This window comes from Vibrio sp. M60_M70, from assembly GCF_037162085.1.
Taxonomy (GTDB): domain Bacteria; phylum Pseudomonadota; class Gammaproteobacteria; order Enterobacterales; family Vibrionaceae; genus Vibrio; species Vibrio diabolicus.
On sequence record NZ_JARLUL010000001.1, the window covers coordinates 330613 to 345259 of the forward strand.

The following is a 14647-nucleotide window of genomic DNA, read 5'->3' on the forward strand; positions in this document are numbered from 1 at the left end:
AGGAATATAACAGAATAATGTGAACAGATCATGATTGGCGTCATGTCTTGTCCGGCTTTCTTTGCTGATTCGACCAAGCATCGATCCTGTTATTTTTGTCAAAAGCAACCGATTGGTGATCACGTAGACAGAATGATAGTTCATTCCTCGGAAATTGCTGCTGAGATTGGTATTACTACGCGCTGGAATTAATTGTTGTAGAAAGGAATCAAAATGCCAAATCTCGTTTTAGAGTATTCAAACTCGGTGGAAGAACGCGTCAATGTTCAGGGGTTGCTGGAGGATTTACATAAAACGGCGTTAGAAAGTGGCCTTTTTGAACTCGCGTCAGTGAAATCTAGAACGCTCCGGTGCCACAATTGGTTAATAGGAGAGGAGGGAGATAGCCTCGATTTTATCCATATCAACTTTGATTTGTTATCTGGTCGCTCCCAAGAACAAAAGCGAGAACTGTCACGAGCCTTGATGGCGACACTTCAAGAGCAAGCCAGTCACGTGCACAGTTTAACGGTCAATATCCGAGACATGGATATAGATAGCTTCCAAAAGGTAGTGAACTAGGTTGCGCTGAATTGCCCGAGAATAGCGAGGGGTTATTGTTACTAATTCTCAGCCTGGCTCTGCTTGTTATATGGGCGTTGTGGGCACCCAAGCTATCGGTGTCCTTTCCAAACTATATCGACTCGGCTAATCTATAACCTTTCTACTTTGGGGTAAAATTTGATGTCGACTAAAGAGTTACTGTTTTCTTTTCAAGGACGTATAAACCGTAAAACCTACTGGATTTGGAACGTCATTTACTATGTGTCCATTCTAGGCTTTGGTGCCGGTATCAGCCAACTGCTTCCTACTCTCTCCTATGTGCTTCTTCCTATTTTCTTGGTGGTTCTGTTGATCCCTGATTTGGCGATCACCACCAAGCGTTGGCACGACCGCAACAAATCGATCTATTGGCTAGCACTGAATATTCCGTTGATTATAGGACGAATTGCCACACCAATGACTAACCCTGCCGCGCAAGAGCCGTCTACCCCACAGATGTTCGTCGCTTCCATTTCTCTGATTTGTGGTTTATGGATTCTAATTGAATGTGGTTTCTTAAAGGGGACATCAGGACCAAACCAATATGGCCCTGAGCCGGAGTAAGTATAGCTCTATGTTCTTTGAATAAGGCTCTAGGATTCTAGAGTCTTATTCCTCTCTTAGTAAAAATCATCCCTATCTTTAAACGCGTTTAAGCTAACCACATCCGCTTTTTGTGTCGGTGCCGCTTCCCCTTCTAGCGCTGCTTTGAACTTTACGACCTGTTTTCGCAACTCGTTCATCAATACCACATTGGTGTGATGAGGGTTTTTACACGTGCTGATGACTCTATCAATGTGGCTTTGTTGAGCCCGTAATCTTTCTTTCATATCTTCTGATGCGCTTTCGATCATCTCTTTCGCCATCTCATGACGAAATTGCTCAAAAGCTTCTGGGTCTCGCTCTGCCATTCGAACCATTTCATCGAATGGAGGAAGCGTTTGGGGTGGGATATGACGTAGAGTAGACATCGATGCTCTCCAAATCCTTATGGAAATTGCCTTTAGTTACTAAAAGCCTATACCACTAGAAAGAGGAGAGAGGATGAATTCTTCAGCTGTCTCACTTATAAGAGAAGCTTTCAGGCGTTAGATTGAATAAGTGCGGCATATCGATGTTTGGTTGTGGTGGTTACTGCTGTTGTTGGATGCGGTAAACGCAGCGTCTTTGGCCGCTAATGATGTGCTCGGTACGCTCTACTTTGGTGTCATGTCCAAGTAAAGACTGAAAGACACTTAATTCTGATTGGCACAAGCTTGGGCAGCGAGTTGCGGCTTTACAAATCGGACAGTGATTTTCGATCAAGATAAATCCGTTCTCATCTTTCTCGAGCTCTGCCATATAGCCTTCTTGCTCTCTTAATGTGACGAGTGTTTCTAGTTTGCTTTGCAGAGAGTCGCATTGCTTAAGATGCTGACGATAACTTTGTAACGTGAGTTTTTCCCTTTCTGATGTGACTTTTTCCAGTCCATCTTTGCCAAAGATATGTTCGACAGCTTCTATAAACTGAATGGTCAACTCACCGTGACGGTCAGCAAATTGCTCATGACCTTTTTGAGTGAGAGACCAATGACGAGCAGGGCGACCAACTTTTACTTTTACGTCATGGATAGAAAGAATGCCATCATCTTCTAAACCTTGCAGGTGCTGACGAGCCCCCATGGTTGTCATACCTAGCTCAGAGGAGAGTTGTTTTGCAGTGACGGAACCATCACGCTTAACGATTTGCAATATCCTATCTACGGTCTTCATATACCCACCATTTATACGTCAGTAGATATTATGCGCGATAGGGTTAGTAAAGAAAAGTGTTGACTTAATTTGAGTGTGGCTTTGTAGGTGCTATCTTTATGCGAACCAATATATACACTCTGAACAGTGAGAAACGAGTGTGATTCAGAATCTATTGCCCGGTTGTGCGGAAAGAAAGGCTCAAACTCAGATTGAGCTAGAGCCTCGAGAAATGCTTAAAGGATAATATCGCGTACTTCCGGATCTTTACGATCTAGGTAGTGAGTCGACTTAATGCGACGAATAGTACGGCATCGACCGCGCACGAGCAGCGTTTCTGTGGTCGCCATATTGCCTTGACGAGAGATACCTTCCAGCAAGTCACCTTTAGTGATGCCTGTAGCTGAAAATACCACATTGTCGCTACGAGCCATGTCTTCCATTTTGAGGACAACATTCGCTTTTACGCCCATTTCATCGCAGCGTTTTAGTTCATCTGCGCCGTAAATGCGGTTTTCTTCAGTATCGCCTTTTACTTCGTGACGAGGAAGCAGACGACCGTGCATGTCACCGTCTAGCGCTCGAATTACCGCTGCTGATACAACCCCTTCTGGCGCGCCGCCAATACAGTACATCATGTCCACTTCACTGTCTGGCATACAAGTCAGAATAGAGGCAGCCACGTCACCATCAGGCACCGCAAAGACACGCACGCCCATTGCCTGCATTTCTGCAATAACGTTATCGTGGCGAGGTTTCGCAAGGGTAATAACGACTAGGGTATCAAGTGGCTTGTTCAGGGCCTTTGCTACGTTCTCTAGGTTTTCTTTTAACGGCTTTTCTAAGTCAATTACGCCTTTTGCACCAGGGCCAACAACCAGTTTTTCCATGTACATATCTGGCGCTTTAAGAAAGCTGCCTTTCTCACCTGCGGCAAGTACGGCTAGTGCGTTCGATTGTCCCATTGCCGTCATACGCGTTCCTTCAATCGGGTCGACTGCAATATCTACTTCATCACCACCAATACCCACTTGCTCACCAATGTACAGCATTGGCGCATCATCGATTTCACCCTCACCAATGACAATTTCACCACTGATATCTGTTTTGTTCAGTAGCGTGCGCATAACTTCAACAGCTGCGCCATCGGCTGCGTTTTTATCGCCACGGCCAAGCCATTTGTAACCAGCCAGAGCTGCACCTTCAGTCACACGGGAAAATGCCATTGCTAAATCGCGTTTCATGATGTCTCCAAGTAAGCAAGAGGGAAGAAGAATTTGCGCGGCGATTCTATCACAAGGTCGGGTAAACGTTTGCCTTTTTGCGAGGCTTTTACTTTATCTAACTTGAATTTGATCAATACTTAGGGCGATTTTCAGCGTAGCGGGACGCAAAATCCTTGCTCAAAAATGCTTCGGCGACAAGAAAAGTCAGCGTTTAGTGAGATTGCGCTGATTTTTTGACCGAATGATGCAAAATATCGAATATAGTGAGTGTTTCTCATCGCGACGCTGAGTAGAATGAACCTTATATAGGTTAGGTGTGCATCAATCTCGCACATCGTCCCAACGGAATAACATAGGTAGGCCAAGATGTCTTTTGAAGTACTAGAACAACTAGAATCTAAAATTCAAACTGCAGTTGACACAATCACTCTTCTTCAGATGGAAGTCGAAGAGCTGAAAGAAGATAAAGCTAAACTTGCGGAAGAAGCTAACGAGCTTCGCTCTCAACGTGAAGAGTTAGAGCAAAAAGCACAACAAGCACAGCAAGAGCACGCACAATGGCAAGAGCGCATTCGTGCACTACTTGGCAAAATGGACGAAGTGGAATAGTTCAGCTTCTTCATTCCAAATTAAAAACACCCGCGTTAAGCGGGTGTTTGTGTTTTAGGGAAGTAGAAAATGTTAAGATAAGGCTAGGCGCTGATAGCTAAGAGAAGACCTTATAACTTAGACACCTAAGACTCGTTATGCTTCTTCATCCAACTCTAAATCAATATTCAATGGTTCAGGCGACAGGATAATTCCGGTGCTATCAGCATAAATATAATCTTCAGGTAAGAAGCTGACGCCGCCAAAGTTGACTGGTACATCCAATTCGCCAATCCCCTGACTGGTCGCTCCAACAGGAATAGAAGCGAGGGCTTGAATGCCTAAATTCATATCTTCAAGTTCATCGACTTCACGAACACAGCCGTAAACGACAATGCCTTCCCACTCGTTTTCTTCCGCAATGGTTGCGATTTCTGCATCGATAAGGGCTTTACGTAGGGAACCGCCACCGTCAATTAACAAAACGCGACCAAGTCCATCTTGCTCTAATGTCTCGCGGATCAACGAATTATCTTCAAAACACTTGATGGTGGTGATTTGCCCGGCAAATGAAGCGCGGCCGCCAAAGTTACTGAACATTGGTTCAACCACATCTACCTGATCGAGGTAGATATCACAGAGTGCTGAGGTATTGTATTCCATAGCGTACCTTTCTAAACAGAAATTGGTTGTCTTTGAGTATATCTAGGCATTAAGTCAATGCAATGACAATCCTTTTTTAACTTACTAGAGTTTGAGCTACCACAATTGTTGCAAACAAAACGTTGGTGACTAGAGAGCATTTCACGATGACTGGCATCATTGGTGCTATCTGAGCGGGCTTTTGTGTATGCCAAACTGCTTTACCATGATCGGCCACGAAATAAATACTAAGTAAAAATGGCAAGCTAATCCAAACGGGTTTGTCTTGAATTAACAAGTAAGCCGCAAAGGCAAGGATAGCTCCGCCAAGTAAAATAAAGTGGTACTGTTTGGCTTTACGTTGACCTAAGCGTACCGCCACCGTACGTTTACCACACTCTCGGTCGTTCTCTATATCACGCATATTGTTGATGTTGAGGACTGCAACGGCGAGTAAACCGCAGCCTAAAGCAGGTAAGAATAGCGTGGTGTCTACGTGACCAGTATGCAAGAAGTAGGTACCGGATACGCCGAGTAGACCAAAAAACAAGAACACTGATATATCGCCAAGCCCCACGTAACCGTATGGTTTGCTACCCATGGTATAAGCAATGGCTGCGAGAATGGCCAAAATTCCCAGCCCGATAAAAGTGACAATGCTTTCCAATGAACTTAGTGAATAGAAAACTAACACCAAGCCTGAGATAGCGGTCAGAACGATGTTAAAGATAATTGCTTGTTTCATTTGTTTCGCACTTACCGCGCCAGACTGCATCGCTCTTAATGGGCCGAGGCGTTTGTCGTTATCTGTGCCTTGAACGGTATCGCCATAGTCGTTTGCCAGGTTGGACAGAATTTGCAGCAATGTCGCGGTTACGAAAGCCATGATGGCAATCGTCAGTGAGAAATGACCCGCCGAGTACGCGAGCACGCTACCTGTTAAGATAGAGACCAATGCCAGAGGTAATGTTTTTGGACGAGCGGCTTCAAGCCAGATCTGTAGAGATTGTTTCATGGAAATTTCGTGCTAGTAACCAATGTGCCCAGTATAGACATAAATTTTTATGTACACTATTAACTTAAATCAAATAGGAGACGATTAAGTAAACTAATATGAGTATTAAAAGCAATACAGCGAGGTTCCTATAGCCTTAAGTATTCATTATTTATGAGTGATTCTATAACTTTATTTCTTTTCATGTTTTTTGAAATTGATATAGCTTTAAGTTTTTCATTGCTGCTTTCAGATAAGTTTATACAATATTGCTTTTTAGATTGAACTTTATCTCTAAACTTCTTTTGATCCCATGCCTTTTTTATCCTTTTAATAGTGATTTCTCTTTTGTTCTCTTCAATTACATCAAAAAAAGCGATAATGAAATCTTTCAGGTCTTGCGTTGAGCTTTTATTATTCCAAATGTATTTAATAACCAAAGGCTCATGTTTAAGTATGTAGAACCATGCCCAGTTTATTTTTTCTTCATCATCTTTCAACCATGAAATGATCTCAGTTTTATCAAGTGATAAATACCACTTTCTTACAATCCCCCTCTCTAGTTCAATATGGCTATGCTTGCTTCTATTTACCTTTCTTATATATGATACTACCCAGTCTACTCTTTCTTTAAAACTGCTTCCATTTGGATTTAATGATAGTTTTCCGGATAGTTTTTTTTGAATGTAAAACCATGAAAAATTACAAAATCTTTCATTTTTTCGTATTTCATTTTTTATGTATAAAATTGAATTGTATTTTTCTTCTATTTTCCCGACAATCCTTTTGCAATCTTCAAATGAGTATGATTTAAGAGTAGTATTTATTATGTTTTCATTTTCTTTAATACTTAATGATTCGTCCCATACTGCTCTAATACCATGTGTTGATAGCTGATTAGTATAGAACTTTCCCATGTTTTCATCTTTAATCATTACATCGTAATCTTCCATAATTAAACCCTCTTAAATAGTAATTTTTATCAGCCAGTATCTTACATTTACTACAATGTAGTTTCAATCTGATCAACCTTTATCTTTCAAAACTACAATGTAGTTTTTTCAGTGATGTAAGTTAAAAGTTGATTGTCACTAATCATTCATGGTTGTAGCTAACTTCAGAGTCGCTCTTTCGCATGTGTTGTACAGGGGCTTAGAATTAACGCTTACTAGATATGTTGGTATGGTTAATATACATAAATACATACATAATTAAATATATAGTTAACCGTATATACTCACTTAACTAAGTACTCATATCCTACACAGTCTACCTTAGTAGAATTGGTATGCTCTCCTTAAATACCATGTATTAAATAACACAGTAATTCATATCTTTGGATGAATACCAAAGAGAATGAATGATGACTTATACTTACAAAGGTTTAGAGGTTCTTTATCCGGTCGATCAACTCAATACACACTATCTAGATCGTATTATATTAACCATGTCTAAAGTATTAAAAGACTATAAGAGAGTTCATGCGTTAAGACTGGATCTGAGACTTCCTGTTTCTGACAGTGAAAAAGACATACTTTTCAGAGATGAGATTTTGAACAATACATTTAATCAAAAAAATATCATTAAACGATTCTTTGAATCCTTGAAGGCAAAAATAAAAGCGCAAGAAAAAAGAATGAAAGCGAGTGGTAAAAGGGTATATCCATGTCACCTACGGTATGTTTGGTGTAGGGAAAGGAATAAATCTACAAATGACCACTATCACCTTGTCCTGTTTTTTAATAAAGATAGATATTGGAATAGCGGTTATAGAGATAATGAAGAAAGTTTAGCAAGACTCATTATGGATGCATGGAATAGCGCACTAGGAGAGTGTGTTGATAATGCAGATAGGTTGGTTCAACTTGTTTATAAAGGTACGCATTATTTAGAACAAAATAAATACGACTTCGAGAACAAATACCAGGCCCTCTTTACAAGACTCAGTTACTTTGCCAAAAATAGAACGAAGCATTATGGTGAAGGAAAACGTTGCTTTGGAACTAGTCAGGGATGATAGCTAATATTAATCTGCTCATCTGTTTAGTATTTCGAAACGTGATTGCTCTATAGAGTGATTATAAGTGTAGAGATAACTGGAGAAGCATATGGTCTCTTAGGTTCAACTTGCCATTCGGGGTATGCTAAATAAGCACGCAGCATTCGGTGGTACGGTCATGCACTGTTGGTAGATTGGCCTCGACAATATCAGTAGTGTTAATGATATCCGTTCTCAGGACCCTACGTCTGTGTCAGTGTAAATGCCGTCTCACGTACTTAGTTATTCATATATTATTTCTGAGTACGCTTCGTTGTGCTCCATAATGACATTGGGAGTCTGACAAAAAATAGGAAGCTAGGCCTCCTATTTTTTCGATCTGCTGAAGATTACTATTTGGTTAGAGTTACACATGCCTTCCATGGAAAGTTAGCAGGTGCAGGTTTTACTGTATTAACCGTAACGCAGTCTTCGAATGACTGACCTTCAAAGTCTACATCCGTTAGACGATACCAAATACTAACGCCAGTATCAGTGTATTCAATTGATGCGATTTCACCGTGCTGGAATTCACCAATAACTTCGAATGTCATAGGACGACCTTGGTAGTCGATAGCCCATGCACCAGCTGGACGTAGTCCTCCGATTTCATCAGAGCCGATATTAACACCGCCAGTGTAAGCAAACACAGGTAAGTCTTTGTTAGGTAACACGCCGTCACCATCAACATCGATAAAGTAATCTACGTGTGGAATATCAAAGTCTAGACCGTTGTCTGCGTAGTACTTCTGAGTGTTCTCGTAAGCTGCTGTTTTGTACAGTGCTAGGCTGTACTTGGTCAGAGCTTGTTTCATTTCTTCAAACTGAACGGAGTTAGGCTCTAACAATACCTGACCAATTTTCTCGATTTGTTGCTCTAACGTGAGTCCATTTTCAGTTGCCATAGTTAAAGTACTTGCAGAGATCACGAGTAGCACAGTGCTGGTATCGCCAGCGTTAGAAAGGTTGACTTTATAGAAGTTAATGCCATCTGCCCATTGCTCAGGATCATAACTGTAAAGGCTTAGCAGCTCAGCGGTCGCCTCATGCACCGCCTCCTCAAAGGTCTGTCCGGCTTGTACCTTTGCTATGATACTTGCTTTCATGGCCGCTGTAGCAACATTGAAGTTCACTTGTGTCGTTGCGTTCATATCGACAAAAGCGCTCATGCGCATCTGCTCATCACTTTTTCCTGTCAGCTCATTAAAGTAATTCCCCTGTGCAACGAGCTCGACATAAGGCGTATTGAATCGCTCATTCATGTTGTAATTACCTTCATAGTCCTCTATTTGAGTGGTGTAAGAGATGTCGGTCTTTTCTAAGTCTTGGTTAAGTTCATAGGTGGTGACGACTGAACCAGGCTGTAGAGGACCTTTCTGTACTGCACCACCAAATTGATATGATTGCCCTGAGTCGTTATTGTCACGCCCGCCAGAAGAGCCGCCACATCCGATTAAGGCGAAAGGAATAGTAAAGAGAGCGATGGTAAGTAGGGGTTTAGATAGGTTCATTCTATTTCTCCATAATAAGTTTTAGAGGGTACTATTTTGTTTAATTCAAGATGAGAGTCAGCGATATCAAACAGCTCTTTGACTTCAGACGAGAGCAGAGTCGCATCTGTTTGAAGCTCAAAGCGAAAGCTCGACATCGTGGCCTCCTGGATGTTGCAAAGAGGTAAGGTGTTCAACTTGGTATGCGTGTGTGTACGCCAAACGAGATAAGGGCTGCCGTGATGGAGTACGAGACTTATTGGTTGAACGTTAGTTAGGCGTAGAGTGCCGTCTCCTTTGTTTATCTTTAATGAGACAAGACGTTGTTGAAGTGTCGCTAGACATACAATCTGAAAAATTTGGATATCGACTAGAGCGTGTTTACTCAATGGGGTTGGGGCTGTGATAGGAACTTTGGATGACCAATGATTTTGAATGTTATTGATGTCTTCAGGAGTTATGTTCGAAAGGAGGTCATCTAAGAGTGGAGCAAGGCTGCTAGGCAGATGATGCTTGGTTGACTCGATGAGCCAATAGATCAATACCGCTTCGTGAGCCGTCGTGCTCATCTTCAGAGTTTCGGTTTTTTGGTAACCAAAGGGTTTGTCTCTATCATCCACCATTACATTGGGAAACATGGCACAGATAGCGGACAGATTACGTTGGATAGTACGCAAGGAGCGCTCTAAACCAAGCGGGGAAAGTTGAGCTTGAATTTGCCTGGCGGTGACTTTCTTATTGTAAGGAATAAGGTTGTAAATCGCCAAGATAAGCTCAAGGTGATACTGAGTTTGGTTAGGTGGCGTCATGGTCAGTTCAACAAGGTTCGTTTTGTTGGGTATGACAATATCAAAAAGGCGCGACAAAGCTTGTCGTATCAATGCCTTAAGCAAAAATGATACGACGAAGTTTGTCGCACCTACGTCATGAAGTGTCGTGATTAAGGGGGCAGAGGCTTACTTTCCAACGATGGATAAATCGATTTCGTCAAAATCCATGCTTGAAAGATGCCGAGCGAACGTTTTCATCCATACCTGAAGAAGGTCGATTACTTCTGGATGTTCAAGGTTTACCGCCCCTGTATCGGGCTGATAACACCATCCCTTGGCAAGATGAAAGTACAGTTCAGGCTGAACGTTGAGCGCGCTCTCAAATGGGTAAGAAAAGCTGATAAAGAAGACAATCTGCCAGGGCTCTGAATTTGCAGTGCGTTGGAACTGCACTTCAACAGGGTGAATGCCTCGGCCATGGCGGTAGTAGCTTAATTGGCGGCAAGTCAAGAGCAACTGTTTGGCATTGTCAGGTAAAGAGTACCCCTTCAATAGCTTCTCCAACTGCTGACGCAATTGTGGCGCTAAAGAAACACCACCATAAATAGTGTTGATCATATCCACCCCTTTTCTGCAAACGAGACACTACTTTCTCCCACAACGATATGGTCAAGCACCCTTACATCCACTAACGCTAAAGCGTCGATAAGCTTGCGTGTGATACGCCTATCCGCTTGAGATGGGGAAGGGTCACCAGAAGGGTGGTTATGCGCCAGAATGACTGCCGCTGCATTCACTTCCAAGACGCTTTTGACGACCTCGCGCGGATAAACGCTGGCGGAGTCAATGGTGCCTTTAAAGAGTGATTTAAACTCGATGACACGGTGCTGGTTATCAAGTAGTAGCAGAGCGAAAACCTCGTGCTCCGCGCTGGCTAGTTTGAATCGAACATACTCTTTGGTTGCTTCAGGGTTACAAAGGGCATTACCTCGAACGTAGCGGTTAGCTAGGATTTCAGCAGCATGCTCTAGGATTTCATTTTCTTGGTGTTTCTTTTGTTTTTGGTAGTGAAGGTTATCGGTCGGCATAGGTCCTCCAAGAGTGAAACGATAGGAACTTCACTAAGAGGACATATATCTGAAAATAATTGATTCCAAGGGAAATTAGAAAGAATTCTAAATGTTTAACAACTAAGTAAGTTTTCAGAGAACATTTAATTTTGAGCCTAGACTATTTAGTTCTGGCTATGCTGAAATTGTTGTTACCTACTTTCACTTAGGAGACTGTTCAATAATGGAGAGATAAAAGTTGTGAAGTGAAAGATAGAATTAAGTTCACCTAATAAGAGTACGGATGTTGGAAATTTATAAATATATATCATCTGATGCATACGGTGCTCTTGTTAGATAACGAGACGTTGCAAAGTTTGTTTTTCCATAAAAAGGGTTGCCAACGGCAACCCTTTTCTACTTATTAATAATGGAGTTTTTATGTCTTTGTATCAAACGCTTGGTAGGGCTATTACTGGAACAGCGAGTGTTGCAGGTGTGATCGCTGCTGCGCCAGTATTTGGTCCGAAAGGAACTATTACATCTAGTGGTGTTGTTGTGTCTGTTTTAGTTGGAACATCAGCAGCATTGCTTAACCAAACAGTGCAATCCACATCTTTGCAAGACCTTACTGTCAAACCTAACGAGCATTGTGACGAACTATAAGCTACAAAATCTTAGGTAGATAAAGAAAGCCATTACACAGTGTCATCCCTATTAAAAGTGGCGTGACGGTAATGGCTTAAATGAACTTACATTAACCAAATGAAAGTTTCCAAGTGTGCACATTTACACAATGTAATTCACTAGGCTAATTGAATCTTACTATTTATAGGATAAATCGGCTTAGATCTTCATCTTCAATCGTATCGCCTAGGCGCGCTTTCACGTAAGCGGAATCAATAACGAATTTAGCGCCAGATTGCTCCGCTGCGTCGTAAGAGATTTCATCCATCAAGCGTTCCATTACGGTGTGTAAGCGACGAGCACCGATGTTTTCTGTGCTTTCGTTGACCGTCCATGCCGCTTCCGCGATTTGCGTGATGCCGTCTTCTGTGAATTCGATGTCCACATCTTCCGTTTTCATCAACGCAACGTACTGCTCTGTTAGAGAGGCTTTTGGTTCTGTCAGAATGCGTTTGAAGTCGTTGCTGCTTAGTGCTTCTAGCTCAACACGAATTGGTAGACGACCTTGCAACTCTGGGATCAAGTCAGACGGTTTTGCCACTTGGAATGCACCAGATGCAACGAACAGAATGTGGTCTGTTTTTACCATGCCGTGCTTGGTTGATACTGTGCTGCCTTCAATTAATGGAAGTAGGTCGCGCTGAACACCTTCGCGTGAAACGTCTGGGCCTGAGCTCTCACCGCGTTTACAGATCTTGTCGATCTCATCGATAAATACGATGCCGTTGTTTTCAACGTTGAAAATCGCTGCTTCTTTTAGCTCTTCTTGGTTTACCAGTTTCGCCGCTTCTTCTTCCGCTAACGCTTTCATTGCGTCTTTGATTTTCAGCTTACGTTTTTTCTTAGTGTCGCCAGCGAGGTTTTGGAACATGCCTTGCAGCTGGTTAGTCATCTCTTCCATACCAGGAGGCGCCATGATCTCTACGCCCATTTGTGGTGCGGCTACGTCGAGTTCAATTTCTTTATCGTCTAGTTGGCCCTCACGCAGTTTCTTACGGAAGATCTGGCGAGTGTTAGAAGACTCTTCCGTTTGCTCTGCTTGACCCCAGCTATCACGTGCCGGTGGCAGTAGCGCATCAAGAATACGTTCTTCCGCTTGCTCTTCTGCGCGGAACTTCACTTTTTCCATCGCTTGTTGATGCGTCATTTTTACCGCGACATCTGTTAGATCACGGATGATGGTTTCAACTTCTTTACCAACGTAACCCACTTCGGTGAATTTTGTCGCTTCAACTTTGATGAAAGGGGCATTTGCCAGTTTTGCGAGGCGTCGTGCGATTTCGGTCTTACCAACACCAGTAGGACCAATCATCAAGATGTTTTTGGGCGTCACTTCGGCACGCAAGTTTTCTTCAAGCTGCATGCGGCGCCAGCGGTTACGAAGTGCAATCGCAACCGAACGTTTGGCTTTTTCTTGACCGATAATGTGGCGGTTCAATTCATGAACGATTTCGCGAGGCGTCATTTCAGACATATTCTTTCCTTACTTCGTTACGATTACGCGGTTGGTTTTTCAGGCTCTACTGTTGAGTCTAGCTCTTCTACCGTGTGGTGATGGTTAGTGAAGACACAAATATCACCCGCGATATTGAGAGCTTTTTCCGCGATCTCACGAGCATCTAGATCTGTGTTTTCTAGTAGGGCGGTTGCTGCTGCTTGTGCGTAAGCACCACCAGAGCCAATCGCAATCAGGTCGTGTTCTGGCTGTACGACATCACCATTACCGGTAATGATTAACGATGCGGTTTCGTCGGCAACGGCAAGTAAGGCTTCGAGCTTGCGCAGAGCACGATCGCTACGCCAGTCTTTGGCTAGCTCAACTGCTGCTTTGGTTAGGTGACCTTGGTGCATTTGCAGTTTGCTTTCGAAGCGCTCAAAAAGGGTGAAGGCATCCGCAGTACCGCCGGCAAAGCCCGCTAGTACTTGGTTGTTGTATAGGCGGCGAACTTTGCGCGCATTACCTTTCATTACGGTATTGCCTAGAGATACTTGGCCATCACCCGCGATGACGACTTTATTATTTCGACGTACAGATACAATGGTAGTCACAGTCGACCTCTTGATTATTTCTCTTTGGATTTAATTCAGTATATGGGGGAGGAGAAATGGGGATTCAAGGGGGCAAAAAGAAAGGCCCTAGGATCTTAGCTCCTAGGGCCTGAGTTTAAAGATTTTCTTTCCAAATCGCGCACGGCTCGATTTTCGCGCGTTGCAGTTTATGACGGTCACGTTCTGCATCACGTTTGAACTTATACGGACCTAGTACCACGCGATACCATGAACTGCCTTCTTTCTTACGAATCTTGCTCGACATCCCTTGGAATGCGATTGCAAGCTTGCGCTCTTCTGCTTGTGCCTGGGTTTTGTACGCGCCACACTGCATGATGTAAGGAATTTTAGAAACTTCAATTTCTTTGGCCACAACTTCAACTTCACGTTTCGGTAGTGACTCAACATATTCCCATTTTTCTTCTGGTGGTGGCGGCAAATCTTTTTTCGGTTTTGGTTTACTTACAGTGGTTGTTGGCTGTTTCACTACAGGCTGTTTAGGTTCTGGATCGCTACTCAAAAGGTAAAGACCATAGCCAAAACTACCCACTAGCAAGATAGCGAGCAGACCACTACGCCAAGGCTTTTTTCTTATCGGCGGCTGTTTTTTTGTCGACTTTTTTGGGGCGCCTCGCCCCCGTCTTACATAATCTCTATTTGCCACGGTTATTTCTGGTCATCAAGGATTCTTGCAAATATGTTAATCCAGAACGAGTTGAGAAAACACCCTATTGATAGAATCTTGATAGCTAAAGCGCGACAACGCCCGAGTATAGGGGTGTGTTTCAGTTCTCGCTTATA

18 protein-coding genes are annotated in these 14647 nt (G+C 42.9%); 5 read left to right on the forward strand and 13 right to left on the reverse strand.

The genetic code is table 11. The annotated features are described in order from the left end of the window. The first annotated feature begins 213 nt into the window (after positions 1-213). Both P4S59_RS01585 and P4S59_RS01590 read left to right on the forward strand, forming a co-directional pair. On the forward strand, positions 214-561 hold the full coding sequence (locus P4S59_RS01585) for a 5-carboxymethyl-2-hydroxymuconate Delta-isomerase (RefSeq protein WP_017820736.1): 348 nt from the start codon (positions 214-216) through the stop codon (positions 559-561). A 162-nt stretch (positions 562-723) separates the two neighbouring features. Then, positions 724-1146 carry a DUF805 domain-containing protein gene (locus P4S59_RS01590; RefSeq protein ID WP_337167912.1) on the forward strand — a complete coding sequence of 141 codons (423 nt, stop codon included), beginning with the start codon at positions 724-726 and terminating at the stop codon, positions 1144-1146. A 56-nt stretch (positions 1147-1202) separates the two neighbouring features. On the opposite strand, the gene P4S59_RS01595 is transcribed toward P4S59_RS01590, so the two are convergent. The 3 genes from P4S59_RS01595 to glpX all read right to left on the reverse strand — a co-directional run bounded on the left by P4S59_RS01595 (position 1203) and on the right by glpX (position 3557). Next, positions 1203-1553 carry a DUF3135 domain-containing protein gene (locus tag P4S59_RS01595; protein ID WP_104975797.1) on the reverse strand — a complete coding sequence of 117 codons (351 nt, stop codon included), beginning with the start codon at positions 1551-1553 and terminating at the stop codon, positions 1203-1205. A 160-nt stretch (positions 1554-1713) separates the two neighbouring features. Then, on the reverse strand, positions 1714-2334 hold the full coding sequence (locus P4S59_RS01600; protein WP_140362769.1) for a helix-turn-helix transcriptional regulator: 621 nt from the start codon (positions 2332-2334) through the stop codon (positions 1714-1716). A 215-nt stretch (positions 2335-2549) separates the two neighbouring features. Beyond that, a complete protein-coding gene (gene glpX, locus P4S59_RS01605; protein ID WP_025768348.1) occupies positions 2550-3557 on the reverse strand; it encodes a class II fructose-bisphosphatase in 1008 nt (335 codons plus the stop codon). Between the two features lie 348 nt (positions 3558-3905). Here glpX and zapB point away from each other — a divergent pair, with 348 nt between their 5' ends. Continuing rightward, a complete protein-coding gene (gene zapB, locus P4S59_RS01610; RefSeq protein ID WP_005379536.1) occupies positions 3906-4148 on the forward strand; it encodes a cell division protein ZapB in 243 nt (80 codons plus the stop codon). 135 nt (positions 4149-4283) lie between these two features. Here zapB and rraA read toward each other — a convergent pair whose 3' ends face one another. The 3 genes from rraA to P4S59_RS01625 all read right to left on the reverse strand — a co-directional run bounded on the left by rraA (position 4284) and on the right by P4S59_RS01625 (position 6716). Beyond that, on the reverse strand, positions 4284-4790 hold the full coding sequence (gene rraA / locus P4S59_RS01615; RefSeq protein WP_005379537.1) for a ribonuclease E activity regulator RraA: 507 nt from the start codon (positions 4788-4790) through the stop codon (positions 4284-4286). Between the two features lie 76 nt (positions 4791-4866). Further along, positions 4867-5784 carry a 1,4-dihydroxy-2-naphthoate polyprenyltransferase gene (locus P4S59_RS01620; RefSeq protein ID WP_213869763.1) on the reverse strand — a complete coding sequence of 306 codons (918 nt, stop codon included), beginning with the start codon at positions 5782-5784 and terminating at the stop codon, positions 4867-4869. A 128-nt stretch (positions 5785-5912) separates the two neighbouring features. After that, the gene (locus P4S59_RS01625; RefSeq protein ID WP_337167913.1) at positions 5913-6716 is read right to left on the reverse strand and encodes a hypothetical protein; all 804 of its coding nucleotides are present in this window, start codon (positions 6714-6716) and stop codon (positions 5913-5915) included. A 407-nt stretch (positions 6717-7123) separates the two neighbouring features. Between P4S59_RS01625 and P4S59_RS01630 the strand changes: the two genes are divergently transcribed. After that, positions 7124-7780 (forward strand): inovirus Gp2 family protein, encoded by a 657-nt coding sequence (locus P4S59_RS01630; protein ID WP_337167914.1) that lies wholly within the window; start codon positions 7124-7126, stop codon positions 7778-7780. 374 nt (positions 7781-8154) lie between these two features. Here the strand turns inward: P4S59_RS01630 and P4S59_RS01635 are convergent, their stop codons facing one another. The 4 genes from P4S59_RS01635 to radC all read right to left on the reverse strand — a co-directional run bounded on the left by P4S59_RS01635 (position 8155) and on the right by radC (position 11149). Next, a complete protein-coding gene (locus tag P4S59_RS01635; protein ID WP_315874278.1) occupies positions 8155-9312 on the reverse strand; it encodes a hypothetical protein in 1158 nt (385 codons plus the stop codon). Further along, complete coding sequence (locus P4S59_RS01640) at positions 9309-10100, reverse strand: helix-turn-helix transcriptional regulator (RefSeq protein ID WP_337167915.1); 792 nt, start codon at positions 10098-10100, stop codon at positions 9309-9311. The genes P4S59_RS01635 and P4S59_RS01640 overlap by 4 nt, the downstream gene beginning before the upstream one ends. A 147-nt stretch (positions 10101-10247) precedes the next feature. Then, positions 10248-10679 carry a DUF2787 family protein gene (locus tag P4S59_RS01645; protein ID WP_017633432.1) on the reverse strand — a complete coding sequence of 144 codons (432 nt, stop codon included), beginning with the start codon at positions 10677-10679 and terminating at the stop codon, positions 10248-10250. After that, positions 10676-11149: a RadC family protein gene (radC, locus tag P4S59_RS01650; RefSeq protein WP_046874059.1), complete on the reverse strand. Its 474-nt coding sequence runs from the start codon at positions 11147-11149 to the stop codon at positions 10676-10678. Before radC ends, P4S59_RS01645 begins: the two co-directional genes overlap by 4 nt. Before the next feature lie 402 nt (positions 11150-11551). On the opposite strand from radC, the gene P4S59_RS01655 reads away from it, so the two are divergent. Beyond that, entirely contained in the window at positions 11552-11776 is a 225-nt protein-coding gene (locus P4S59_RS01655; protein ID WP_213906581.1) for a hypothetical protein, read from the forward strand. A 163-nt stretch (positions 11777-11939) separates the two neighbouring features. Here P4S59_RS01655 and hslU read toward each other — a convergent pair whose 3' ends face one another. The 3 genes from hslU to ftsN all read right to left on the reverse strand — a co-directional run bounded on the left by hslU (position 11940) and on the right by ftsN (position 14510). Next, the gene (gene hslU / locus P4S59_RS01660) at positions 11940-13271 is read right to left on the reverse strand and encodes an HslU--HslV peptidase ATPase subunit (protein WP_017633435.1); all 1332 of its coding nucleotides are present in this window, start codon (positions 13269-13271) and stop codon (positions 11940-11942) included. Between the two features lie 23 nt (positions 13272-13294). Further along, positions 13295-13846, reverse strand: a complete 552-nt coding sequence (gene hslV / locus P4S59_RS01665) for an ATP-dependent protease subunit HslV (protein ID WP_005383176.1) — start codon at positions 13844-13846, stop codon at positions 13295-13297. A gap of 115 nt (positions 13847-13961) precedes the next feature. Beyond that, positions 13962-14510 (reverse strand): cell division protein FtsN, encoded by a 549-nt coding sequence (ftsN, locus tag P4S59_RS01670; RefSeq protein ID WP_025998522.1) that lies wholly within the window; start codon positions 14508-14510, stop codon positions 13962-13964. Between the last annotated feature and the right edge of the window lie 137 nt (positions 14511-14647).

Excerpts from the sequence above, each read along its gene's own strand:
- P4S59_RS01585 (WP_017820736.1), top strand. The coding sequence starts at position 214 with ATGCCAAATCTCGTTTTAGAGTATTCAAACTCGGTGGAAGAACGCGTC.
- P4S59_RS01590 (WP_337167912.1), top strand. The coding sequence starts at position 724 with ATGTCGACTAAAGAGTTACTGTTTTCTTTTCAAGGACGTATAAACCGT.
- P4S59_RS01595 (WP_104975797.1), bottom strand. The coding sequence starts at position 1,553 with ATGTCTACTCTACGTCATATCCCACCCCAAACGCTTCCTCCATTCGAT.
- P4S59_RS01600 (WP_140362769.1), bottom strand. The coding sequence starts at position 2,334 with ATGAAGACCGTAGATAGGATATTGCAAATCGTTAAGCGTGATGGTTCC.
- glpX (WP_025768348.1), bottom strand. The coding sequence starts at position 3,557 with ATGAAACGCGATTTAGCAATGGCATTTTCCCGTGTGACTGAAGGTGCA.
- zapB (WP_005379536.1), top strand. The coding sequence starts at position 3,906 with ATGTCTTTTGAAGTACTAGAACAACTAGAATCTAAAATTCAAACTGCA.
- rraA (WP_005379537.1), bottom strand. The coding sequence starts at position 4,790 with ATGGAATACAATACCTCAGCACTCTGTGATATCTACCTCGATCAGGTA.
- P4S59_RS01620 (WP_213869763.1), bottom strand. The coding sequence starts at position 5,784 with ATGAAACAATCTCTACAGATCTGGCTTGAAGCCGCTCGTCCAAAAACA.
- P4S59_RS01625 (WP_337167913.1), bottom strand. The coding sequence starts at position 6,716 with ATGGAAGATTACGATGTAATGATTAAAGATGAAAACATGGGAAAGTTC.
- P4S59_RS01630 (WP_337167914.1), top strand. The coding sequence starts at position 7,124 with ATGATGACTTATACTTACAAAGGTTTAGAGGTTCTTTATCCGGTCGAT.
- P4S59_RS01635 (WP_315874278.1), bottom strand. The coding sequence starts at position 9,312 with ATGAACCTATCTAAACCCCTACTTACCATCGCTCTCTTTACTATTCCT.
- P4S59_RS01640 (WP_337167915.1), bottom strand. The coding sequence starts at position 10,100 with ATGACGCCACCTAACCAAACTCAGTATCACCTTGAGCTTATCTTGGCG.
- P4S59_RS01645 (WP_017633432.1), bottom strand. The coding sequence starts at position 10,679 with ATGATCAACACTATTTATGGTGGTGTTTCTTTAGCGCCACAATTGCGT.
- radC (WP_046874059.1), bottom strand. The coding sequence starts at position 11,149 with ATGCCGACCGATAACCTTCACTACCAAAAACAAAAGAAACACCAAGAA.
- P4S59_RS01655 (WP_213906581.1), top strand. The coding sequence starts at position 11,552 with ATGTCTTTGTATCAAACGCTTGGTAGGGCTATTACTGGAACAGCGAGT.
- hslU (WP_017633435.1), bottom strand. The coding sequence starts at position 13,271 with ATGTCTGAAATGACGCCTCGCGAAATCGTTCATGAATTGAACCGCCAC.